This is a genomic window from Shewanella sp. BF02_Schw, assembly GCF_014596695.2.
Taxonomy (GTDB): Bacteria; Pseudomonadota; Gammaproteobacteria; order Enterobacterales; family Shewanellaceae; genus Shewanella.
In genome coordinates this window covers 1,411,274-1,435,911 of record NZ_JABKAW020000001.1, presented here as the reverse complement: position 1 = coordinate 1,435,911, position 24,638 = coordinate 1,411,274, and the positions used below count along the sequence as shown (strand labels likewise).

Annotated in this window: 22 protein-coding genes; 10 read left to right on the top strand and 12 right to left on the bottom strand. The window is 42.3% G+C overall.

Annotation, left to right across the window (positions count from 1 at the left end; all coding sequences use genetic code 11):
• Position 1 precedes the first annotated feature (1 nt).
• The 5 genes from hypC (at position 2) to HNW13_RS06395 (ending at position 2,953) form a co-directional block, all read left to right on the top strand.
• Entirely contained in the window at positions 2-244 is a 243-nt protein-coding gene (hypC, locus tag HNW13_RS06415) for a HypC/HybG/HupF family hydrogenase formation chaperone (protein WP_011637566.1), read from the top strand.
• Positions 241-1,368, top strand: a complete 1,128-nt coding sequence (gene hypD / locus HNW13_RS06410; RefSeq protein ID WP_101087097.1) for a hydrogenase formation protein HypD — start codon at positions 241-243, stop codon at positions 1,366-1,368. The genes hypC and hypD overlap by 4 nt, the downstream gene beginning before the upstream one ends.
• A complete protein-coding gene (gene hypE, locus HNW13_RS06405) occupies positions 1,358-2,365 on the top strand; it encodes a hydrogenase expression/formation protein HypE (RefSeq protein WP_192114990.1) in 1,008 nt (335 codons plus the stop codon). Before hypD ends, hypE begins: the two co-directional genes overlap by 11 nt.
• A complete protein-coding gene (gene hypA, locus HNW13_RS06400; protein WP_192114991.1) occupies positions 2,365-2,709 on the top strand; it encodes a hydrogenase maturation nickel metallochaperone HypA in 345 nt (114 codons plus the stop codon). Before hypE ends, hypA begins: the two co-directional genes overlap by 1 nt.
• Before the next feature lie 79 nt (positions 2,710-2,788).
• A complete protein-coding gene (locus HNW13_RS06395) occupies positions 2,789-2,953 on the top strand; it encodes a hypothetical protein (protein ID WP_192114992.1) in 165 nt (54 codons plus the stop codon).
• Positions 2,954-3,164: 211 nt separating this feature from the next.
• Here HNW13_RS06395 and HNW13_RS06390 read toward each other — a convergent pair whose 3' ends face one another.
• Entirely contained in the window at positions 3,165-4,922 is a 1,758-nt protein-coding gene (locus HNW13_RS06390) for an acyl-CoA dehydrogenase C-terminal domain-containing protein (protein WP_192114993.1), read from the bottom strand.
• Positions 4,923-5,293: 371 nt separating this feature from the next.
• Between HNW13_RS06390 and HNW13_RS06385 the strand changes: the two genes are divergently transcribed.
• Entirely contained in the window at positions 5,294-6,229 is a 936-nt protein-coding gene (locus HNW13_RS06385) for a hypothetical protein (RefSeq protein ID WP_192114994.1), read from the top strand.
• A 93-nt stretch (positions 6,230-6,322) separates the two neighbouring features.
• On the opposite strand, the gene HNW13_RS06380 is transcribed toward HNW13_RS06385, so the two are convergent.
• The 9 genes from HNW13_RS06380 to aroA all read right to left on the bottom strand — a co-directional run bounded on the left by HNW13_RS06380 (position 6,323) and on the right by aroA (position 14,484).
• A complete protein-coding gene (locus tag HNW13_RS06380) occupies positions 6,323-6,874 on the bottom strand; it encodes a DUF2058 domain-containing protein (protein ID WP_101087092.1) in 552 nt (183 codons plus the stop codon).
• A 27-nt stretch (positions 6,875-6,901) separates the two neighbouring features.
• Positions 6,902-7,729, bottom strand: a complete 828-nt coding sequence (locus tag HNW13_RS06375) for an SDR family oxidoreductase (protein WP_192114995.1) — start codon at positions 7,727-7,729, stop codon at positions 6,902-6,904.
• A 109-nt stretch (positions 7,730-7,838) separates the two neighbouring features.
• Positions 7,839-8,537: an orotidine-5'-phosphate decarboxylase gene (gene pyrF / locus HNW13_RS06370; RefSeq protein ID WP_192114996.1), complete on the bottom strand. Its 699-nt coding sequence runs from the start codon at positions 8,535-8,537 to the stop codon at positions 7,839-7,841.
• A gap of 68 nt (positions 8,538-8,605) precedes the next feature.
• The gene (lapB, locus tag HNW13_RS06365; RefSeq protein WP_101087089.1) at positions 8,606-9,766 is read right to left on the bottom strand and encodes a lipopolysaccharide assembly protein LapB; all 1,161 of its coding nucleotides are present in this window, start codon (positions 9,764-9,766) and stop codon (positions 8,606-8,608) included.
• Between the two features lies 1 nt (position 9,767).
• Positions 9,768-10,064 carry a lipopolysaccharide assembly protein LapA domain-containing protein gene (locus HNW13_RS06360; RefSeq protein WP_162023219.1) on the bottom strand — a complete coding sequence of 99 codons (297 nt, stop codon included), beginning with the start codon at positions 10,062-10,064 and terminating at the stop codon, positions 9,768-9,770.
• 122 nt (positions 10,065-10,186) lie between these two features.
• On the bottom strand, positions 10,187-10,474 hold the full coding sequence (gene ihfB / locus HNW13_RS06355) for an integration host factor subunit beta (RefSeq protein WP_011637578.1): 288 nt from the start codon (positions 10,472-10,474) through the stop codon (positions 10,187-10,189).
• A gap of 77 nt (positions 10,475-10,551) precedes the next feature.
• Positions 10,552-12,219, bottom strand: coding sequence for a 30S ribosomal protein S1 (rpsA, locus tag HNW13_RS06350; RefSeq protein WP_059743635.1), 1,668 nt, complete (start codon positions 12,217-12,219; stop codon positions 10,552-10,554).
• 114 nt (positions 12,220-12,333) lie between these two features.
• Positions 12,334-13,023, bottom strand: a complete 690-nt coding sequence (gene cmk / locus HNW13_RS06345; protein ID WP_101087087.1) for a (d)CMP kinase — start codon at positions 13,021-13,023, stop codon at positions 12,334-12,336.
• A gap of 180 nt (positions 13,024-13,203) precedes the next feature.
• Entirely contained in the window at positions 13,204-14,484 is a 1,281-nt protein-coding gene (gene aroA, locus HNW13_RS06340; RefSeq protein WP_101087086.1) for a 3-phosphoshikimate 1-carboxyvinyltransferase, read from the bottom strand.
• A 375-nt stretch (positions 14,485-14,859) separates the two neighbouring features.
• Here aroA and HNW13_RS06335 point away from each other — a divergent pair, with 375 nt between their 5' ends.
• The 4 genes from HNW13_RS06335 (at position 14,860) to HNW13_RS06320 (ending at position 20,176) form a co-directional block, all read left to right on the top strand.
• Positions 14,860-15,609, top strand: coding sequence for an IS5 family transposase (locus tag HNW13_RS06335; protein ID WP_124011573.1), 750 nt, complete (start codon positions 14,860-14,862; stop codon positions 15,607-15,609).
• A gap of 218 nt (positions 15,610-15,827) precedes the next feature.
• Complete coding sequence (locus HNW13_RS06330; RefSeq protein ID WP_101087085.1) at positions 15,828-17,018, top strand: amino acid aminotransferase; 1,191 nt, start codon at positions 15,828-15,830, stop codon at positions 17,016-17,018.
• A 503-nt stretch (positions 17,019-17,521) separates the two neighbouring features.
• Entirely contained in the window at positions 17,522-18,883 is a 1,362-nt protein-coding gene (locus tag HNW13_RS06325) for an aromatic amino acid transport family protein (RefSeq protein WP_182743504.1), read from the top strand.
• 213 nt (positions 18,884-19,096) lie between these two features.
• Positions 19,097-20,176: a methyltransferase gene (locus tag HNW13_RS06320; RefSeq protein WP_162023221.1), complete on the top strand. Its 1,080-nt coding sequence runs from the start codon at positions 19,097-19,099 to the stop codon at positions 20,174-20,176.
• A 160-nt stretch (positions 20,177-20,336) separates the two neighbouring features.
• On the opposite strand, the gene serC is transcribed toward HNW13_RS06320, so the two are convergent.
• Together serC and gyrA are read right to left on the bottom strand one after the other, a co-directional pair.
• Positions 20,337-21,428 (bottom strand): 3-phosphoserine/phosphohydroxythreonine transaminase, encoded by a 1,092-nt coding sequence (gene serC, locus HNW13_RS06315; protein WP_162023222.1) that lies wholly within the window; start codon positions 21,426-21,428, stop codon positions 20,337-20,339.
• A gap of 177 nt (positions 21,429-21,605) precedes the next feature.
• The gene (gene gyrA, locus HNW13_RS06310; protein ID WP_192114997.1) at positions 21,606-24,335 is read right to left on the bottom strand and encodes a DNA gyrase subunit A; all 2,730 of its coding nucleotides are present in this window, start codon (positions 24,333-24,335) and stop codon (positions 21,606-21,608) included.
• Between the last annotated feature and the right edge of the window lie 303 nt (positions 24,336-24,638).

Genomic DNA, 24,638 nt, shown 5'->3' with positions numbered 1-24,638 from the left:
TATGTGCTTATCAGTACCGTCAAAAGTAGTTGAAATTCATGACGATGCAACAGTCACTGTTGATACGCTTGGTGTTAAACGTCGTGTGAGTTGTCATTTGATATGCGATCCGTTGGCGTTAGGCGACTTCGTATTGATTCACATCGGTTTTGTGATGAATAAAATTGACCACAATGATGCACAAGAAAGCCTCGATTTATATCAACAAATTGTCGCTGAGATGGAATTGGAGTCTGAGCAATGATTAGCCTAAATGACTTTTATCAAGGGTTTCGAGATCCTCAGACTATTCGTCATTTAGCGCAATTGATAGCTCAACAAGCGGCTAAAACGACTGAGCAAATAAACATTATGGAAGTGTGTGGTGGCCACACCCATACCATTATGAAGTACGGTTTATTACAGCTTTTACCCGACAATATTCACTTTATTCACGGTCCGGGTTGCCCAGTGTGCGTTATGCCTAAAGAGCGAATTGACCATGCCGCTACCCTTGCCTCTCAAGCCGATACCATTTTAGTCACCTTGGGCGACATGATCAGAGTGCCGGGTTCAATGGGCAGCTTGGCGCAGTTTCGCGCTAAAGGCTGCGATATTAGACCTATATACGATCCATTGGATACCTTAAAAATTGCCCAAGATAATCCTGACAAAACCGTGATTTTTTTCGCTATTGGTTTTGAAACCTCAACGCCAATGACGGCCGCCTTACTGGCACAGGCTGAAGCACTGAAAATAGACAATATCTTGTTTCATATAAACCATGTGCTGGTTCCACCCGCCATTGATGCTGTGATGTCTGATAGTCGCAGTAAAGTAAACGCTTTTATCGGTCCTGCTCACGTCAGCGTGATTAGTGGGGCTCAAATCTACCAATCAACTGTCGACCAATACAAAACCCCTGTTGTGGTGTCTGGGTTTGAACCGGTAGATGTGATGGAATCCATTTTACGTATTGTGCGCCAAAAAGTGGCTGGCAAAGCGGAGCTTGATAACCAATACAGCCGCTCAGTGAGTTACGAGGGCAATATTGCTGCACAACAACTTGTCGACAAATATTTTATGGTCCGTGACAGCTTTCGCTGGCGTGGATTAGGGCCTATTGCCAATTCGGCACTGACACTGCGTCCTGAATATCATCATCGCGATGCCGAACGCATTTATGCAAAAGTATTGCCGACAACCGAAATTGATGACCATAAAGCCTGTATGTGTGGCGATATTTTGCGAGGCTTAGCCAACCCTAAAGACTGCAAAGTGTTTGGCCGAGGCTGCTCACCACAAACACCGCTGGGCAGCTGCATGGTTAGCTCAGAGGGCGCGTGTAATGCTTATTACCGCTATGGAGAAGTTAATCATGCCATCTAAAAAGACGATTCAACTTAGCCACGGTGGTGGCGGTAAAGAAATGGATCAATTGATCCACGATTTGTTTTTTAAAGCCTTTGATAATCCGATTTTAACTTCGCAAGAAGACGCGGCCAAACTGAATATGTGTGGTCATATTGCTTTTACCACTGACTCTTTTACCGTTTCACCGTTGTTTTTTGCTGGTGGCGATATCGGTAAACTCGCGATTGCCGGCACGGTAAACGATTTAGCCATGATGGCTGCACAACCCGAATATTTAAGCTGTAGTTTTATTATTGAAGAAGGTTTTCCACTGGATGACTTAACCACTATTGTGAATAGCATGGCTGCTGAATTACACAAATCAGGCGCGCGGATAGTTTGCGGCGACACTAAAGTGGTGCCTAAAGGCTGTGCTGACGGGCTATTTATTAATACCTCTGGTGTAGGGCGTATTTTACATCCGAATATTTCAGTGCGTAATTTACAAGTGGGCGACGCCATTATTGTCTCTCGTGACATTGGTTGTCATGGTGCGGCAATTTTAATGGCCCGTGATGGCTTAACACTTGAATCTGATTTGTGCAGTGACTGCGATACGCTATGGCCGATTGTTGAACAACTGCTGGTGGCAAATATCGATATTCATGCCATGCGAGATGCGACTCGCGGTGGTTTATCTGCGGTGCTAAATGAGTGGGCCAAAGCCTCGAACATTGGCATTGATGTTGAAGAAGCCAGCATTCCTATTTGTGATGAAGTAAAAGGCTTATGTGAGTTATTTGGCTTTGAACCTTTCGATTTAGCCAATGAGGGCACCTTTATTATGGCATTGCCAATGGATGTCGCCGAAGGGGCTATTGAGGTGATGCAGCGCTATGGACATTGTGAACACGCAGCAATTATTGGCCATGTTACTGAACGCCATCCTGGCAAAGTGGTGCTACAAACACCTTGGGGCAGCAGTCGCTATTTAGATTTACCACAAGGTGAATTACTGCCAAGGATTTGTTAATGCATGAATACTCGATTGTGATGTCATTAATGGAACAATGCGAAGCGCTTGCACAGCTGCATAAAGCCACACGAATTGAGCAAGTTGAACTGAAAATTGGGGTGTTAAGTGGCGTTGAGCCAACCTTACTATCGACAGCTTTTGAAACGTTTAAATTAGGCAGTGTTTGTCATGAGGCAAGATTAATTATTAATGTTCAGCCATTAGTGTTGCAGTGCAATCAATGCGAACAACAATCGCAAGTAGATGAACGAACCATTGTTTGCCCCATTTGCCAGTCAAATAAAACCACCGTGATTGACGGTGAAGACATGATGTTAATGCAGCTTGTCATGGACACATAACACGATTTTTATCAAAGCGTTATATTGAAATACCCTAACCTAATAACCAGAGTAACCTTACAAATACAAGGACAACACCATGAAATATTTATCAATTGCCTTTATCCTTGCCACTATTCCATCTATTGCTATGGCGCATGAGGGACATGGTGGTGTTGGACTGTTTCACCATTTAATTCAATTAACACCCGCCATTGCTCTTGTGGCCATTGTGGCGTTTATCTATTGGAAGCGCACTAAGTAATTGCCTAACCTGTAGTCAACACGTTATGCGATGCTAAAGCTAAAATAGTTTGCTAGATCAACGCGATTAAACGTTGGTTATTTACCTTGGTTAGCACAACGCTTGAAACGCTGCTTGAAACGCTGCTTAAAACCTTGATGATATAAAGACTGCCAAACAAATAAGCCTTCCATCGGAAGGCTTATTATCTTGTTGCATTGCAAATGTAGACTTAGAACATTTCTGCAGGCATTGCCATTATCGATTTATCACCCTGATTAACTTGTGATAAATGATACTGAGATTTTGATAATAGCTTATCCATATAGAAGTCAGCCACAAACTGCTTTTGGGCAGCAAAGCTAGCATCTTCATGACTTGACGCTTTGTCGGCCATCAATAGCCAGAAGTAACCGTATAAGGCATAACCAAAGGCATCTAAGAAGTCGACAGCACAAGCGTTAACTAATGCTGGTTGAGTTTTCTTGTTGTCATTGACGTAGTTAGCTGTTGTGAGTAACTCCGCAAACACTTGGCTTACCATCGCTTTATGCTCAGTATTAGCCTGAGTTAATTGCGCAATACTTGCATTCACTTCAGCAACAAATTCAGTCAAAGTGGCGACATTATCGTAAGTAATTTTACGACCTAAAAAGTCGATAGCTTGAATACCGTTAGTGCCTTCGTATATTTGTGCAATACGGGTATCACGAACAAATTGCTCGATACCGGTTTCACGAATATAACCATGACCACCAAACACTTGCTGACCCATAACCGTGGCATCTAAACCGCGGTCGGTTAAAAATGCTTTTGAAACAGGTGTAAGCAAACCAACGTACCTAGCCGCTTTAGCTTGCACATCGCCACTGGCATACTTTGCTAAATCCAACTGCTTACCGGTATAAACCGATAATGCTCGGCCCGCTTCCGTCATCGCACGGATAGTGAGTAACATGCGGCGTAAATCGCCATGCACAATAATAGGATCGGACGTTGCGCCAGTCGCTGAACCTGCAGCAGCAACACCCTGTAGGCGATCTTTAGCATAGTCTGTGGCCATTTGATAAGCCGCTTGTGCGTTACCTAGACCTTGTAAACCAATGGCTAAACGCTCGTAGTTCATCATAGTGAACATACACACTAAACCGCGGTCGGGCTCGCCAACTAAGAAGCCTTTGGCGTTATCATAGTTCATCACACAGGTAGCTGACGCTTTAAGACCCATTTTGTGTTCAATAGAACCCACCGTAACACCATTGGCTTCGCCTAAGCTACCATCGGCATTAACGCTGATTTTAGGCACGACAAACAATGATATGCCATTCGAGCCTGAAAGTTTTGCGAGTACTAAATGAATGACGTTTTCAGTTAAGTCATGATCGCCGCCGGTAATAAAAATCTTGTTACCGGTAATAGAATAACTGCCATCATCAAGCGGTTCTGCTTTGGTACGAATACCTTTTAAATCAGAACCAGCATGTGGCTCAGTCATGTCCATTGCACCAGCCCATTGGCCAGAATATAAATTAGGTAAATAAGTTTGTTTTAATTCTTCATTGGCATGTGCGTTAATACATAACGCCGCACCAGCGGTCAGTGAGTTATATAACGTAAACGAATTACACGAGCTGTAATTCATTTCATCCACTAACACGCCAAGCATTTTTGGCATGCCCATGCCACCAAAATCTGACTCACCACAAAGCCCTACCCAGCCGCCTTCTGAAAACTGCTGATACACTTCTTTAAAGCCATCAGGAGTAATAATGTCATTACCTTTATGAACCACACCTTGCTCATCACCACTGCGATTTAAAGGGTGAAGCAGATCACGGCTGATCTTATTCGCTTCATCTAGAATGGCTAATGCAGTATCCATGTCGACAACATCTGCCATAGCTGGAAGTTGTTCCCATGTAGCTTGGGCATCAAATACCTGTTCCAACAAGAATTGCATGTCCTTTAACGGGGCTTGGTATGGGTTCATAAGAGTCTCTTAAACAAATAATTAAAACAGTTGTTTTAATTTATACTAAAGCGCTACAAAAAGAAAAGCTTTTTAGCAATTATCTAACCATAATTTGACGAATGTCTGCTAGAGCGAGCCTTTATCTCGATAGTTTACGTTTCTCAGCCCAATAGGGTTCCAATGAGTTACAATTACCCGTACGATCCTTGAGTTAGCAGCTTATTTGATTGAGATCTAAGGCCATTTTGAACTTTATTTGATGACTCAATAGGTCCAAACCCAAGTATTAAGCCCGAGTATTAAACCCGAGTATTAAACCCGAGTATTAAGCCACAGAATTAAACACGAATATTAAACTCTAGTAATAAACCATAGCGAACAGCACTTTTATGCATACACGTACTGACGAGATCCCCCCATCATCTTCCCAATCTGAGCACTATCAACAGATCACCGTCATTGGTAATGCACATGGCGATTGGCAACCAGCCGACATTGGACATACTTTTATTTTCAATGGGACTGAACATGATGCCGATAACGTTATTAACATTTGTAATGGTCCTTATGCTGGTTCGCATCAGGCCTTCGTTGTCAGTAATAGTTTAGATGACAATCAGTTAGTTTCATTGCTAACCGAAGTGGGTGAAAAACTCGAAGGACAACTTAACTGCTGGCCATCTTCGGGATTGGTGACCATTTTATTGATGTCGTTGATGGCAAAACAGGTCAATGTACAACGTATGTCTTTATTACCGTCTTTAGCGAGACCCAATGATATGCCTGCTTCAGAGCATTTGCCTTGCATGGTGCATAATTGGTTAGGTGAGCGTCGTATTGCATTAGGTTTGCAACTCACCAGTAATAATATTCAGTGGCCCGAATTGTTTGTAGATGATGCCTCTATCCTATTGCTTCACGAAGCTGAACCCGTTGATATTAATCCGTTTGAGGTTCTATTGAGTGATGCGGTTCGTCGACGCCAAAATGAAGTGTTGACCCCAGATAACGCTGACCCGAAATTTAAAATAGCCCAGCGCTTAGCCTTGCAAGTGACGACTGAACAACCTGACAATCTTGATGTGCAATATGCGTTGTTAGCCGCCTTGAGTAACTTACCGAGCGTGCAATGGTTAACCTATGCTAACCAAAGCGATCTCATCATGGCAGAGTCTTTGTTTTATAATCAGTATCCACAAACAGCCAGTTATTGGTACCTTATCGATAATCAAGCATCACAATACTTAGATACTATCCGCCATCACCTTGCTTATTGTCAGCAAGTTATCGCGTTAACGGCAAAACAGGCTAATGCAGACTCGTAAAGTATTGGTTAACACCAAACAAAAACGCCTCTATTTAGAGGCGTTTTGTTGTTAATGATTAATGATTAATGGTTAATGGCTAATGGTAACCACTTACCACATTAAATCATCTGGAATTGCATAATCTGCATATGGGTCATCGGCTCCACTCACCTGCTCAACAGAGTCTTTAGCGGCTTTATCCCATAAGTAACCACACCATTGTGGAACAAGTAACTTCACTCGTTCTGCGAGCTTATGCGGCACGATGTAGGTTTTATCTTCATAACGGACTATGCCTAAACTGCCATTGAGTAAATCAGCTTGGATTTTATCGGTAATATAAACCGAATAAATTTTGTTTTCTAAGGTGAAGTTAAACTTAAGCTCAGCATCACGGGCTACGGTAATAGCAAACTTAGAAAACTCGCTGATTAAACCACGTACTTGACCTTTTTCAGATGCTTCAGCAAAGCGCTTTTCATTCAATGCTTTATCTTTTTTAGCTTGTTGCAACTTTTGCTCAGCAATTTGTTGCTTGAGCTCTGAACTGCCGTCATCAACTTTGGCTTTTTTGTCACGACGTTTTTGTGTTTTTGCATCGCGTACTTTTTGTTTACTGGCAAGACCTGCTTTAAGCAGTTGATCTTGTAATGCATTTGCCATGGTATTTACCTTTAAATTTATCGATTTTTATAAACCGTGCTTGGCGGCTATGTCGCCTAATTCTGTCATTGCAATACTGGCTCCACCCAATGACCAACCACCATCAACAGGCAAAACAACACCGGTAATGTATGACGCCATGTCAGATGCAAGGAACAAAGCTGCATTAGCAATATCTTGACCTTTACCATTGCGTTTTAGCGGCACACTATTGGCCACTCGTTGTTGCAGTTCCTCACTGGGGGCTAAGCGATTAAAGCCTTCGGTATCTTCTATTGGACCAGGTACGATAGAGTTAATTCGTATCCCTTCAACACCCCACTCTAACGCTAATGTACGAGTCAACATATCGACTCCGGCTTTAGCGGCGCAAACATGCACTTGTAACGGCATCGCGATATACGCTTGTGGTGCGGAAATTTGAATAATGTTGCCATTCGGGCGTGATAACAATGGATAAGCTTGTTTCAATACTTGAAAACTGCCAATTAAATCAATATCGATAACCGATTTAAAGCCATTGTTCGACAGCTTTGCCGCACTGGCCGGAAAGTTACCCGCTGCGCCACTCACTAACACATCAATATGACCGTAAAGGTCAGCAATTTTTGCAAAACCAACCGTTAATGCATCGTTGTCACGTACATCGAAACTGACACCTAAATGTTTGGCGTTCGGGTTAGCTTGGCTCAGTAATTCTACCGCAGCATTAACCTTATCAATACTGCGACTTGCGACCGCAACATTGGCGCCAGCAGTAGCAAATTGAATCGCAACTTGAAGGTTAATGCCAGATGTACCGCCAACCACAACAACATTTTTGCCTGTGTAATCAAACCCTTTGTCATCAAACATAGTCATCCCTTATTTCTGTGTGATTTGGTTAATGTAGATAAGTTTCCTTTACCCACTAGATTGACCAAGTCCATGACTCAGTCAATTTAGCCGTTAGCGCGATAACAAATCAAACATGCAGTGATTGATAAATAGCTTTAAGTGCTGCTAATGGATCGGCTGCTTGAGTGATAGGTCGACCAATCACCAAATAATCTGACCCTGCCGCAATGGCCTGGGGTGGTGTCATGACGCGATGTTGATCACCAGCATCACTGCCTGCGGGTCTAATCCCCGGCGTGACTAAGGTAAAATCTTGTCCAAATGATGATTTAAGCAATTTAGCTTCTTGAGCGGAACACACAACCCCGTCTAACTCTGCTTGATGAGTCAATTTGGCTAAACGTAGTACATGTTCAAATGCAGGGACATTAATACCAAGTAATACTAAATCTTCATCTGACATCGATGTTAATACGGTAACGGCTATCAATATTGGTGCATCTTCGCCAAATGGTACCAATGCTTTTTTGGCTGCCTGCATCATGGCTAAGCCGCCACTTGCATGCACATTGGTCATCCACACGCCTAAATCAGCGGCGGCGGCAACGGCTTTTGCAACCGTATTGGGAATATCATGAAATTTTAAATCAAGAAATAAATCAAAATTACGACTGTGGATGTCTTTAACCAGATCGGGTCCGAATAACGTAAACATCTCTTTGCCGATTTTTAAACGACACATATCTGGGTCAAGTTTATCAATAAAGGTTAATGCGTCATTTTTATTGTCATAGTCGAGGGCGACTACAATGGATTTATCAGTCATTAGGACTCCAGCGGCAATAGCTTGTGTTAATGCATTTATTATAGGGATTCTATCTTGTGATGGCGACGTTATTCGCCATCGAGGCCTTTTATTCGCTTGATACTGCCCCACTGTTTACACGATGGACAATGCCAATACAAACCGTGAGAGGGGAAACCACAGGCAGTACAGCGATAACTAGGGCGGAATTTAATTTGTTGTTCAACAAGTTGTTCAAGCATGGACAGACTTTGTTTGGCTTGACCATCTTCAGCTTGTTTAATGTGTAATTTCATTAAATGCTGAAAGCCTTTCATGGTCGGATGACGATATAAATTATCGAGCATCATGGTTTCAGCACTTTGATGCTGGCCGAGGCTAATTTTATGTTCGGCGAGTGCAACTACCACACTGGCTCCCGCGCCATCGGCAATCGCTTTGGCGAGCAGCTCATGAAAACCATTTGGATCTTGGGTATCTCGATACACTTGCTTTGCAATTGAAACACCATCGGCAAATAAATTAATATCTGCCACTTTTAACTCTTGTAGCGCCTGCTTACATAGCTCAAATTGGCCAGCATCAAGATACATTTTAGCTAAGGTTAACCAAGCACGGCCGCATTGGGCGTCTTGTTTAATGGCTTGTTGTAGTTTTTTGATTTTATCAGCATCATTATTGGCTTCATCAGCTAACTGACAATAAAAATGGGCCGTGGTGCATTTAAGCACTTGCTGACGTTTACGAGGTAGGCGTTTAGTGATATTGATGGCGTCTTGCCACTCTTTAGTCACTTGGTAGATTAACAGCAGTTGTGTTTCAGCTTCTTCACTGTGGTCATCTTGGCTGACTAAGTTAATAAAGATTTCTTCAGCACGGTCATAAAAACCTGCAGCCATATAATCTTTACCTAACTCCATCATCGCAATGTCACGCTGCTCATTGGTTAAGCTGGGCCTAGCAATCAAATTTTGATGGATGCGAATGGAACGATCCACTTCACCACGTTTACGAAATAACGAACCTAACGATAAATGGGTGTCGATAGTTTCATCGTCAACATCGAGCATGCTGATGAATAAATCAACCGCTTTGTCAGACTCGTTCGACAATAAAAAGTTAAGCCCAGTAAAATAATCTCGGCTTAATTTTTTAGTCTGCTGGCTATCGCTATGACGAATACTGCGTCGTCCCATGTACCATCCATAACCGGCAGCGATAGGCAATAACAAGAACAAGATTTCTAGCATACTAGGCGGCTTGATCCTTAGGCGTTACAACTACACTGGTTGCATCCGCAGCGGTGAGCTTTTTAAGCGCTTTGTTACTTTTACGCAATGCGAGTTTTAACTTTACGATGTGATAACTTGCAAATATCCAGCTGATAATAAACCCGCTGAAAAATACCACAGCAAGCACCATAGGCAATCGATACTGCCCTTCAGCAATAAAGTAACTTAAGGTTACGACTTGTTCATTTTTAGCGCCAAATAATAATGCTAGAACAAACATCAATCCAACCAGTACAACGACAATAAATGATCTCACGCTATTCTCCATGAAGGTGCATCAATATAATGATTATCCAAGAAATTTACTGGGCTGACCAGCATTGACTGCCATTAGATACAAAAAAGCCTCCAATAGGAGGCTTTTTATTCAAGCGTTAATCAAGGATTAACAGCATCGACACGTTCGCGCAGCTCTTTTCCCGGCTTAAAGTGCGGTACATACTTGCCTTCCAAGTCAACAGAGGTTCCTGTTTTTGGATTACGACCCGTACGAGGCGCACGATAGTGAAGTGAAAAACTACCAAATCCACGGATTTCTATACGATCACCGGTTTCTAATGTTGTCGCCATTTGCTCCAACATTTCTTTGATTGCACTTTCCACTTCTTTCGCCGACAGTTGCGACTGCCTAGTGGCGAGTTTTTCGATAAGTTCAGATTTTGTCATCTTAGCTATCCCATATTATCAAGCCAAACACAGTCGCCTAATGGGGACAAAGTCCCCATACAACAGACGATTTTCGATTACTTACGAGCTGCTTTAAAGGCTTCAGCCATTGCGCTGCTCATTACAACATCGTCTTGCTTGTTCAAAGTAGCAATCGCTTCTTTCTGTTCAGCTTCATCTTTCGCTTTGATAGATAAGCTGATAGAACGGTTCTTACGATCTACACCCATGAACTTAGCTTCGATTGCATCACCAACTGAGTATACAGTAGATGCGTCTTCGATGCGGTCTGCAGAGATGTCAGCTACACGAATGTAACCTTCAACTGTTTCTGCTAATTCAACTGTAACACCTTTTGCGTCAACAGCAGAAACAGTACCGTGAACTACGGTGCCTTTCTTCTTGTCAGCTAGGTATGCGTTGAATGGATCATCTTCAGTTTGCTTAACACCTAGGCTGATGCGCTCACGCTCTGGGTCTACTGAAAGAACTACAGCATGGATCTCATCGCCTTTCTTGTATTCAGAAACTGCGTCTTCGCCAGTACCGTTCCAAGAAATGTCAGATAAGTGAACAAGACCATCGATTCCACCGTCAAGACCGATAAAGATACCGAAGTCAGTGATTGACTTGATCTTACCAGATACTTTGTCGCCTTTGTTGTAACGAGTTGCGAAGTCATCCCATGGGTTAACTTTACACTGTTTAAGGCCTAGAGAAATACGACGACGCTCTTCATCGATGTCTAGTACTAACACTTCAACTTCATCACCTAAGTTAACAACTTTAGATGGGTGAATGTTCTTGTTAGTCCAATCCATTTCAGAAACGTGTACTAAACCTTCAACACCTTCTTCGATTTCAACGAAACAACCGTAGTCAGTTAGGTTAGTTACGCGACCAGTAAGACGTGTGCTTTCTGGGTAGCGCTTGCTGATTTCTAACCATGGATCTTCGCCAAGTTGCTTAAGACCTAGTGATACGCGAGTACGTTCACGGTCATACTTAAGAACTTTAACGTTGATTTCGTCACCAACATTAACGATTTCAGATGGGTGCTTAACACGTTTCCAAGCCATATCAGTGATATGTAAAAGACCGTCAACACCACCTAAGTCTACGAATGCACCGTAGTCAGTAAGGTTTTTAACGATACCTTTAACAGCTTGACCTTCTTGTAGATTCTCAAGAAGAGTATCACGTTCAGCACTGCTTTCAGATTCGATAACTGCACGACGAGAAACAACAACGTTGTTGCGCTTCTGGTCAAGCTTGATAACTTTGAATTCTAATTCTTTGTACTCTAAGTGAGCGGTGTCGCGAACTGGGCGCACGTCAACTAGAGAACCTGGTAAGAAGGCACGGATACCGTTTAATTCAACAGTGAAACCACCTTTAACTTTACCATTGATGATACCGATTACAGTTTCAGCATCTTCGTACGCTTTTTCTAGAACGATCCAAGCTTCATGACGCTTAGCTTTTTCGCGAGACAATTGAGTCTCACCGAAACCATCTTCAACAGAGTCAAGGGCTACGTCAACTTCATCACCTACTTGGATTTCTAAAACGCCTTGTGCGTTTTTGAATTCGTCAGCATTGATTGGGCTTTCAGACTTAAGACCAGCGTCAACAAGTACCATACCGTTTTCGATGGCAACAACTGTACCACGGACGATAGAACCTGGACGGAACTCTAGGGTTTGAAGGGATTGTTCAAATAGATCAGCAAAAGATTCAGTCATGTTTTAGGTTACTTTCATTAAATAAACCACCATCCATCCTAGATGTGGAGTCTAGTAATATTATTCGTGTCATCCTTAACACGAATACCTACTGCACAATAATCGACCATTCGATTACGCAACAGTAATTTTTTGTCCAACGTATTCAAGTACTTGCTTCAATACATCTTCAATACCTATGCCGCTTGTATCAATAACAAGTGCATCATCAGCTGGGACTAGAGGCGAAGCGGCGCGATTGATATCACGGTCGTCTCGTTCAATAATTTCAGCTAAAAGGCGGTCGATTTTAACATCGAAGCCCTTGTCCTGCAACTGATTATAGCGTCTTTGCGCACGTTCTTCAGCAGACGCAGTTAAAAATATTTTTACTGGTGCTTTAGAAAAAACCACTGTGCCCATGTCGCGTCCGTCGGCAACAAGTCCTGGAGCGGCACAAAATGCACGTTGACGGCGTAATAATGCCTCACGTACGCGTGGTAATGCAGCCACTTTTGAGGCAGCATTTGAGCATTCTTGTGTTCGAATGGTGGTGGTAACATCTTCACCTTCGAGAATCACTTTAATGGCATCTGCCTCGGTGCCCGTTAAAAATTGAACATCAAGGTGTGCAGCCAATAAGGTCAGTGCTTCTTCGTTTTCTAGCTCAACATCATGATGAATAGCGGCTAAGGCTAAAACACGATAAATCGCACCACTGTCTAACAAATGCCACCCTAAATGTTGTGCCAACAATTGGCATATCGTCCCTTTCCCTGCACCGCTTGGGCCATCGACTGTGATCACTGGAGATCGTTCAGACATAATTTCCTCCGAAAATAATCTATCTTCCTTGAAAAGATAAAGGGTTCATCAAAATAAGCGCGCGCATTGTATAACAAAAAAATCTTAATTACTGATGAATTTTCGGTTATTAAAACCAAGATCGCCCTTTAGCACATACCTGATGCGCTAAAGGGTCCGTTTTAATTCCGCGCTGTAATATTATTTTGCTAGCTGTACAAATTGAGCAAAGTAATCTGGAAATGTCTTAGATGTGCAGTCTGGATCGTTAATGGTGATACCACAATCAGCAAAAGCCATCATTGAAAAACACATTGCCATACGATGATCATTATAGGTATCAATTGCTGCAGTATTTAATTCTGCAGGTGGTGTAATGGTAATATAGTCATGGCCTTCTTCAACTGTCGCGCCAACCTTACGTAATTCAGTGGCCATGGCCGCTAAGCGATCAGTTTCTTTAATACGCCAGTTATATATATTGGTCAGTTTTGTGGTGCCCTTGGCAAATAAAGCCGCTGTTGCAATGGTCATTGCAGCATCAGGGATATGATTCATGTCCATTTCTATCGCGCGAAGGCTCGATTTTCTGGCAATAATGAAATCATCGCCCCACTCGATATCTGCTCCCATTTGGGCTAACGCATCGGCAAACTTAACATCGCCTTGGATACTTAAGCGTCCAACACCAGTGACTTTAACTTCACCGCCTTGGATAGCGCCTGCAGCGAGGAAGTAAGATGCCGATGAAGCGTCGCCTTCTACCAGTACTTTACCGGGTGAGACATATTGTTGACCGGCCTTAATTTCGAAACGTTGATATTGATGATTGATCACTTCAACACCAAACTGCTTCATTAGCGCAATGGTGATATCAATATAAGGCTTAGAGACAAGCTCGCCTTTAATATTAATGTTGACGCTGTCTTTGGTCAGTGGCGCGACCATGAGTAATGCGGTTAAAAACTGGCTTGATAAATCACCGGCAATGTCAACATTGCCGCCATTTAAGCCGGTTGCCTTAATGGTTAATGGTGGAAAACCGTCATTTTTAAGATACGTGACATCGGCACCTAATTGACGCAGCGCATCGACCAAATCACCAATTGGGCGCTCCTCCATGCGAGGCTCACCGGTTAAGGTAAATTCGCCATGGCCTAATGTGAGTGCGGCGCATAATGGTCGCATTGCAGTGCCTGCATTGCCAAGAAATAAACTCTGTGCGTCCACAGATGAAACAGCGCCACCTAAACCGGTTAATTCACAAACAGTATTATTGTCAGACAGCTGGTAATGCACACCTAACTGCTTTAATGATGCCAACATATAGCGAATGTCATCAGAGTCGAGCAAGTTAGTCAGAGTGGTTTTACCCTGCGCTAAAGTGGCTAGTAACAGTGCACGGTTTGAAATGCTCTTAGAGCCTGGAATGTTAATTTCGCCATTCATGCGAGTAATTTGGTCTAGACGCAGTTGTTTCATTAATACTCTTCTTTAGTGTTGCACTCATTAAACGTCTATCGACCGAGATATGAGTAAAAGGCTTCGCTGGAGAAATAAGTGTGACATTGTTAACGTGATGCGGATCGGTGCACATCTTAAAATACATGTCACTGGCAATTTTTCGGTACAGTTTGCTAATAATTTACTAAATAATTCTTCGTAACCCTACGTTACTGATTGTCAGCAAGGATTCAACCGTTATTTTGTGTTTTAGGTGACTTTTATACTCAAGTTGAATTTATTTTATCTTTATCGCTTTTTTTATTAGGGGCTGTTGATCTTTGTTTGAATTTTGTGCGAAGAAGGTAATCTCGTATAATTCACTTCGCCAAAAACAAATACAACGAGATTACCATGCCCCGATTAATGCTCACTGATGAGATGTGGTCGAAGCTAAAAGCTATTCTGCTTGATGATAGAGTTTATAACAAGCAAGAGCATCGATTTACGATGGAAGGTATCCTTTACCGATTGCGTGTTGGCTGCCCTTGGCGAGATTTACCTGAATATTTTGGCTTATGGAATACCATTTACCGTCGATTTTTACTGTGGTCAAGAAAAGGTATTTTACTTAGGCTGTTCAAAACATTATCGACTAATAGTGATACTGAATGGGAATTTATTGATGGAAGTTATGTAAAAGCCCATCAACACAGTTCAGGTGCATCATCTGATGAAAATCAAGCAATTGGGTTAAGTCGTGGTGGTAATACAAGCAAAATCCATCTCGCGGTAGATAGCTATGGTTTACCGATAGAATTCATTGTTACAGGTGGAGAAGTTCATGATAGCAAAGCAGCTAATGCCCTTATTGAATTATTGCCACAAAGTCATTTTATTATTGCAGACAAAGGCTACGACAGTGAAGCGATTAGAGATAAAGTGCGTGAATGTGGTTCAAAGCCAGTGATCCCTAGAAGACAAAATTCGAAGCAAGGAAATGGCGATATCGATTGGTGTTTATACAAATATCGGCATTTAGTTGAAAATGCTTTTGCTCGGCTCAAGCATTTTAGAGCGATAGCTACCCGCTATGATAAATTGAAAATTAATTTTGAAAGCCTGCTGGCTCTAGCTTGCTCTATAATTTGGCTGCCAATGTGAAAGATCAACAGCCCCTAGCAAATCGGACCACAACATTGGCTATTTCACCTGTCAGGCTTAGTTGCCAGAAATCGTAACAACCCTCTTGCTAATATCCCATCACAGCTGATTTAGCAGTTCTTTATTGATGTAAATCACGTTATGCTTAAGACCATAATGCATATATTGTTAGCTTATTTCGCCCTCATGCCTGTAATTTTAAATAAGAAGGTCAATTCATGTTCAATTCATTAACCGCGATGCCTGCCGATCCGATTTTAGGCCTATTGACTCAATACCGCGAAGACAGCCACCCAAATAAAGTCGATTTAGGTGTGGGCGTATATAAAGATCCTGTTGGTCATACACCTATTTTAGATTGTGTAAAAGCCGCCGAAAAAATTCGTTTAGATACCGAAACAACCAAAGTGTACATCGGCCCGACTGGCTCTGCGTCATTTAACCAACTTATGGGTGAATTAGCTTTTGGTGCTAGCCACAGTGCATTACTGGCTAACCGAGTGCGAACAGTGTCAACCCCTGGCGGAACCGGTGCTCTGCGCGTTGCTGCTGACTTTATTAAGCGTTGTAATCCTAATGCAGTGTTATGGGTTAGCGACCCAACGTGGGCAAACCACACGGGTTTATTTGAAGCAGCTGGTGTTACGGTGAAAACCTATCCGTATTATGACTACGACAGCAAAACCCTTAAATTTGATCAAATGCTGGCAACCTTAAATACCATTGGTAAAGATGACGTAGTGCTTTTACATGCTTGTTGCCATAATCCAAGTGGCATGGATTTAACGACTGAGCAATGGGATGAAGTGGTTAAGGTTACGGTTAAGCAAGGCTTTACGCCATTAATTGATATGGCTTATCAAGGTTTTGGTGACGGCGTAGATGAAGATGCTTATGGCGTACGTCAAATGGCTGCAGCAGTTGAAAGCATGATTTTATGCAGCTCTTGCTCGAAAAACTTCGGTTTATACCGCGAACGTATTGGCGCTTGCTCAATTGTGGCGAAAGATAGTGCAACTGTAGATGTTGCCCAATCGGTATTGTTATACGTAGTGCGCTGTATTTATTCTATGCCGCCAGCACATGGTGCTGCGATTGTTGAAACCATTTTAGGCACCCCAGCCCTCAAGCAACAATGGTTAGACGAGCTAAAAGTCATGCGCGACCGTATTAACGGTAACCGGGCAATGTTGGTCAATCAATTAACGGCCAATGGTGTTGACCGTGACTTTAGTTTTATCGCCCGCCAAAAAGGGATGTTCTCATTTTTAGGTGTTAAGCCAGAACAAGTGGCAACCCTTAAACAGCAATACAGTGTGTACATGGTCGGCTCAAGCCGCATCAGTATTGCTGGTATTAGTGAAACTAATGTTGATTATTTAGCGAAATCAATCGCGGCAGTGCTATAACCGATACTATTTAGATAATGGTTAGCAAGTAACATTACTGTATAAACAAGGTCGCTAAATGCGGCCTTGTTTATGCTCAGTCTAAAAAGTTGTCTGCTTACCCCCTCAAAATGACATAAAAATCAGTTATCAAAAATAGCCATTTTGTTATTCCATCATAATTCCCCAAGACCGCAATCCGAGTTAGGTTAACTTACCTGCCCTTGTAAATAGCAGGCTCAAGTGATGCCAAATATCAGCAATGCAATTTATCGAATTGAGTCAATATGCCTAATACATAATACCGTTAATTCTTGGGTCTCGATTTAAGTAATCGCACTGTTAAATCTATAGGTGATGGTTGTATATAAATTGAAGCTGCTTGTAGTTTTTAATTTACGCTCATCGGGATACAGCTCCCATTGCATGAACATTATTAACATAATGACTCTGTAACTGTTTAATTTTTCTTAAAAAGAGATAGCCTGACGCTGAATTTAATATATCAACAAAGCGAGTCAGCCATGCAAAATGAAACCATAAGTGTACAAGAGATCCCCGTATCCTCCGTTGTCTCAGCCACTGGCTGGTCACGCCAGGATACCACTTGGATGTTGAGCTTGTTTGGCACCGCGGTTGGCGCCGGAATTTTATTTTTACCGATCAATGCGGGAATGGGAGGGTTTTGGCCATTAGTGTTAATGGCACTCATGATAGGCCCAATGACCTATCTCGCTCACCGTGGATTATCTCGTTTCCTATGTTCATCAGCGATTCCTGGCAGTGACATCACTCAGGTCGTTGAAGAACATTTTGGTACTGGAGCAGGTAAAGCGATTACTTGGCTGTATTTTCTCGCCATATATCCTATTGTATTAATCTATGGCGTTGGGATAACTAATACCGTCGACAGTTTCATTATTAATCAATTAGGCATGTTTACCGACGTCCCAAGAATGTTACTCGACGGTACGCCTGCACTGACGGAAGCTGGCGGGCAAATAATCGATAAAGTCAGTGGTATTCCACGTTGGCTGCTTTCGGGAATGCTCATCTTAGGCATGATGTCGGTGATGGTTGCTGGTGAAAAATTTATGCTCTCCGTGACGCGATTATTAGTCTATCCGTTAGTCGCAATCCTTGCTTTTATGTCCTTGTACCTCATACCAGACTGGAAGTTTGATGCATTAATGGTTGTGCCTTCGACAACTAATTTTCTTGGGACTGTCTGGTTAACCATTCCAGTGTTGGTATTTGCCTTTAACCATTCACCCGCTATCTCACAATTCTCGGTTTCACTCAAAAAAGAACACGGCGCGAATGCCTCCCATAAAGCCGATGTCATCCTCCGCAATACAGCCATTATGTTAGTCGGATTTGTGATGTTGTTTGTGTTCTCTTGTGTACTGTCGTTAACACCGGCGCAGTTATTAGAAGCTAAAGCCGATAACTTGCCGATATTGTCTTATCTTGCCAACGTGCATGAAAGTGGCTTTATCAGTTATTTTGCCCCTGTCATTGCTTTCATCGCCATTATTTCATCTTTCTTCGGTCACTATATGGGTGCCACAGAAGGGTTAAAAGGCATTATTGTTAAGCAATTACCGGATAGCAGCAAGCCAGAAAACAGCACAAAAGTGGATAAATTTATTTTAGGGTTTATGTTTATCACCACCTGGGGCGTGGCGATTATGAATCCAAGTATTCTGGGTATGATTGAAGCGCTTGGTGGCCCGGTGATTGCGGCTATTTTGTATCTCATGCCAATGTATGCGATATACAAAGTCCCGGCACTGAAAGCCTACCGCGGTCGAGTAAGCAACATATTCGTCGTCATTACCGGTTTATTATCTATGACTGCCATTCTATTCGGCTTGCTGAGTTAAATAAGATAATTTGGGCGGGCTCACACCCGCTCGAATTATTGATTGAGGCAGAGTTTTGTATAAAAAACTCAGTCAAAATGTCATGTTATGCTTCAACTTCTATTGTTATACATTTATCAAAAAACAAAAACTAGAAGTAGCTCAAAACCTTACTAGCATTATCTTGCTACTATAAAACCCATATCACCTCCTTCCTTTGAGTTAATACGGTTAATGTCTTTTTACCAATCTCCCAAAAAAATGTCTGCATTTGATGCTAAGTTTGAAGCACAAAAAATAGCCTTCGCACCCGTAAGCTTTCAAGTCGCCCGTTGCTTAAGTCAATTTGGCTTACTGGCAAAAGTTGATGACGCCGGAGACGAAGGTATTAGCTTAATTCAACTGATTCAACATTTTGAACTGTCTGAGTATGCCATTCATGTATTGCTCGATATGGGATTAAGCATGGGCATTTTTTGGTGTAAGGATGATCATTATCGACTCGATAAAACGGGTTATTTCTTACTCCATGATGATATGGCCGCCAAGAACCTAAACTTCGTCCATGATGTTTGCTATCAAGGCTTGTTTGATCTTGATGATTCACTTAAGCAAGGCAAAGCAATAGGACTTAAACACTTTGGCGATTGGGATACTATTTACCCAGGGTTAAGCCAGCTACCTGAACAAACTAAAAAAAGCTGGTTTGAATTTGATCATTACTATTCAGATCATGCCTTTGACAGCTTATTACCTTTGATTTTCAAGTCAGATCCAGCTCATATTATTGATGTAGGCGGTAATACCGGTAAATGGGCATTTGCCTGCACCCGCTATAATAAAAACGTCAACGTCACCATAATGGATTTACCCGGTCAACTTGCTGTGGCAATGAAAAATGCCCAAGCATGTTTGGTTGCCGACCGCGTTCATCCATTTGAAACCGATTTGCTTGATAGCAACAAACCGTTTTACCAAGGAGGTGATTTGTATTGGATGAGTCAATTTTTAGATTGTTTTTCTAAACAACAAATCATCACTATTCTTCGGCGCACAGTGGCTGCGATGAAACCTGGCAGTGAACTGTGTATTTTAGAGACCTATTGGGACAGACAGCCACACGAAGCGGGCGCCTATTGCGTTAACGCAACCTCGTTGTATTTTACCGCGATAGCCAATGGAAATAGCCGGATGTATCACAGTAAAGACATGCTTAAAATGATCAATGAGGCTGGGCTGTATGTTGATGAAGATATCGACAACATTGGCCTAGGTCATACTTTACTGCGCTGTAAATTAAAGCCGATGAATTAACAGAACTCACAGGCCAGAAAGACCAGTGGCAAGAAGTTAGAACAGTAATATAGCGATAACATACACATTTATTGATGGCATAAAAAAAGCGAATGCTGTTAGGCATTCGCTTTTTGTCTTTACTAAGCCGATCTTACGGTAAATAAATAAGCGGTTCGAATTAACTGTGCTTTACGGCGAAGTTATTCATAAAGTCCACTAAGGCTTGCACACCCGCTAGCGGCATGGCGTTATAAATACTTGCACGCATACCACCGACAATACGATGACCTTTTAACGCCACTAACCCAGCCTGCTCCGCTTGGGCTAAAAACTCACTGTCTAAGGCATCATTCACTAGTTGAAAGGTGACGTTCATGCGTGAGCGGTTTTGTGGTGCTACACCGTTTTTATAAAACGGGTTGCTATCGATACAAGCATACAGTAACGCAGCTTTTTGTTGGTTCACTTCAGCCATCGCACTTATGCCGCCATTTGCGGCTAACCACGCAAACACTTCCGAGGCTAAATACCAAGCAAACGTTGGCGGCGTATTAAACATAGAACCATACTCAACGGCAACGCGATAATCCATTACTGATGATTGCGGCAGACTAGGCAGTTTAAGCATATCGTCACGCACAATGACAATCGACAAGCCTGATGGACCAATGTTCTTTTGCGCGCCGGCATAAATAAGACCGTACTTGCTGACATCAATTTCATGCGACATGATGGTCGATGATAAATCAGCAACAATTGGCCATGGACTGTCTAACTCTTCAAAAATCTCGATACCATCTACGGTTTCATTTGAGCAATAGTGCACATAACGATAATCTTTATCGATTGCCGTTAAGTGCGGCAGTTTAACCTGATGAAGCCCATTGATTTGCTCAACAATATTGATACTGTCAATATTGTGCTCGCTTACCAATTTCTTCGCTTCAGTGACCGCTGCCGATGACCACTGACCACTGACCAAATACAGTGCCTGACCATTATCGCCAAGAAAGTTATTCACTACGTTAGAAAATTGAGCCCGGCCACCACCGTGCATAAATAACACGTGGTAATTTGCAGGAATGTTCATCAACTTGCGTAATGTCACCTCTGCTTGATCGGTCAGCGCAATAAACTCTTTACTGCGATGACTGATTTCCATCACGGAGACGCCTAGGCCATTCCAATCAATTAATTCCTGTTGTGCTTTTTGCATTACAGCTTGAGGTAACATGGCAGGTCCAGCACAGAAATTATAAATCGCGCTCACAGACAACTCCTTTGACAAATAATCAATATAGACAATAACAATTTAACCGTAATAGTAAGTATTTTACGGGTTGATGAATAGGCCTTTATTTACCTATTTTGATGAAATTTATTCCGTAAAATAAAACGAGCGCCATAAGGGCGCCCGTTCGAGGATATCTACAACAAAAGTAATCTATTACTCTTGTTCGTCATCTCCGGTTTTGGCTTCGTCTGCATCTGTTGATTCAACATCGTCAGTTGACTCAGCATCTGTCGCTTCAGCATCGATAACATCGCTTACTGGAATAACATTGCCTTCTTCGTCTAACAACTCTTCAGTTTGAATTTCTTCAATACGCTGCAAACCAACGACTTTCTCGTCTTCTGCGGTACGGATGATAGTCACACCTTGAGTGTTACGACCAATAATGGATACGCCTTCAGCAGGAGTACGCACTAAGGTGCCTTTATTACTGATCAACATGATTTCGTCAAATGTGCCTACTTGAACAGCACCAACAACTTCACCATTACGTTCACTGACTTTAATTGATACCACGCCTTTAGTACCGCGGCTCTTCGCTGGGTATTCACTCAGCTCAGTACGCTTACCGTAACCATTTTCAGTTACGGTTAAAATAGCACCGTCACCTTTAGGTACAATTAACGACACCACTTTTTGGCCAGCATCAAGTTTAATACCGCGAACACCGGTAGCAGTACGACCCATAGGGCGCAGTGCAATAATTTCTTCGCCAGTTTCAGCATCAATCTTCACTTCACCGGTTTCAGAATCACGCGCTTTTTCATTAAAGCGAACCACTTTACCTTCATTAGAGAACAACATAATGTCGTCACTACCTTCAGTAATATCAACGCCAATTAATTGGTCGCCGTCTTTTAGGTTCACCGCAATAATGCCGTTTGCACGAGGGTTACTGTAAGCTGTTAATGCTGTTTTCTTAACGGTTCCGTGCGCGGTAGCCATGATGATAAATTTATCATCTGCGTATTCACGTACTGGTAGGATTGCAGTAATGTGCTCACCGTCAGACAGTGGTAATAAGTTAACAATTGGACGACCACGGGCTGTACGACTTGCCAATGGTAATTGATACACTTTTAGCCAGTACATCTTACCAAAGTCAGAGAAACACAAGATGGTGTCATGGGTGTTTGCCACCAATAACTTTTCAACAAAGTCTTCATCTTTTACTTTAGTTGCCGCTTTGCCTTTACCACCACGACGCTGCGCTTGGTAATCTGACAACACTTGGTATTTCGCATAACCTAAGTGAGACAATGTCACTACAACGTCTTCTTCATTGATTAAGTCTTCAAGACTCATATCAATTTCGTTAGCGTTGATAATCGTGCGACGCTCATCACCGTATTGCTCAAGTATTTCTTCAAGTTCTTCTTTAATCACTTCCATCAAACGAGATGGAGTACGAAGAATGAATAACAAACCTGCAATCAGAACTAAAAGCTCTTCATATTCAGCTAAAATCTTGTCATGTTCTAGACCGGTTAAACGGTGCAGACGTAATTCCAAAATTGCTTGTGCTTGTTGCTCAGTTAAATAGTACTGACCGTCACGGATACCGAACTCAGGCTCTAACCATTCAGGGCGTGCAGCGTCATCACCAGCTTTTTCAAGCATGCCTTGTACATGACCTAATTCCCAACCTTGTGCAACCAATTTTGCTTTGGCTTCAGCAGGTGTAGGTGAGGCTTTAATAAGCGCAATAATAGGGTCGATGTTAGCCAATGCAATGGCTAGTGCTTCAAGAACATGAGCACGTTCACGGGCTTTACGCAGTTCAAATACAGTACGGCGCGTGACCACTTCACGACGGTGAAGAATAAAACACTCAAGCATTTCTTTAAGGTTAAACAATTTAGGCTGACCGTTAGTCAATGCCACCATGTTGATACCAAAAGAACACTGCATTTGTGTTTGAGAATATAAGTTGTTTAGTACAACCTCACCCACTTCACCACGTTTGATTTCAATAACAATACGCATACCGTCTTTATCAGACTCATCGCGTAGGCCACTGATACCCTCTAATTTTTTATCTTTAACAAGCTCGGCAATTTTTTCAATCAAACGGGCTTTGTTAACTTGATATGGAATTTCATGAACAATAATACGTTCACGACCATTATCTTCAGTTTCAATTTCCGCTTTCGAGCGCATGATAGCGCGACCACGGCCAGTGTGATAAGCATCGATAATGCCTTTGCGACCGTTTATTGAAGCTGCCGTTGGAAAATCTGGACCTGGAATGTATTCCATTAACTGTTCAATCGATAAACTTGGATCTTCGATTAACGCCAAACAGCCTTTCACTACTTCTGTTAAGTTGTGAGGTGGAATGTTAGTGGCCATACCGACCGCAATACCTGATGAACCATTGATTAATAAGTTCGGTACGCGTGTTGGTAACACCGCAGGGATCATCTCTGTGCCATCGTAGTTAGGCACAAAATCCACAGTTTCTTTTTCAAGGTCGGCTAATAATGAATGCGCCAACTTTTGCATGCGGATTTCGGTATAACGCATCGCCGCTGCAGAGTCACCGTCGACCGAACCAAAGTTTCCTTGTCCGTCAATCAATGTATAGCGTAGCGAGAACGGTTGCGCCATACGTACAATTGTATCGTATACAGCAGTATCACCGTGTGGGTGATATTTACCAATTACGTCACCAACGACACGAGCGGATTTTTTATATGGTTTGTTCCAATCGTTTTTTAATTCGCTCATTGCGAACAATACTCGACGGTGAACTGGTTTTAAACCGTCACGGACGTCAGGTAATGCACGACCTACAATTACGCTCATGGCGTAATCAAGGTAAGAATTTTTAAGTTCGTCTTCGATGTTAATTGGCGAAATAGATGATGCCAGATCAGTCATAAACTGCGCGTTCCCCTAAAGTGAGCTGACAATAAAACTTCCATATTATTATCTAGCTTAAAAACGTGATTTGGCATTCTAACACAGATATTTAATGTCGCCAGAGCAAAGACCAGCCAAATGCTCTATCACTCTTAAAAATTACAAAAAAGCTAATATTTTCAGCTAATTTAGTTTATTCATTGGCTAATATACGACTAAATTTGAGCAACAATTATCGTTAACTTGTTGATGATTTAAGCAGTTGATAGCATAAAACATCCATTTACCTCGCTTAAATGGATGTTTTATGAGCAAGCGTAA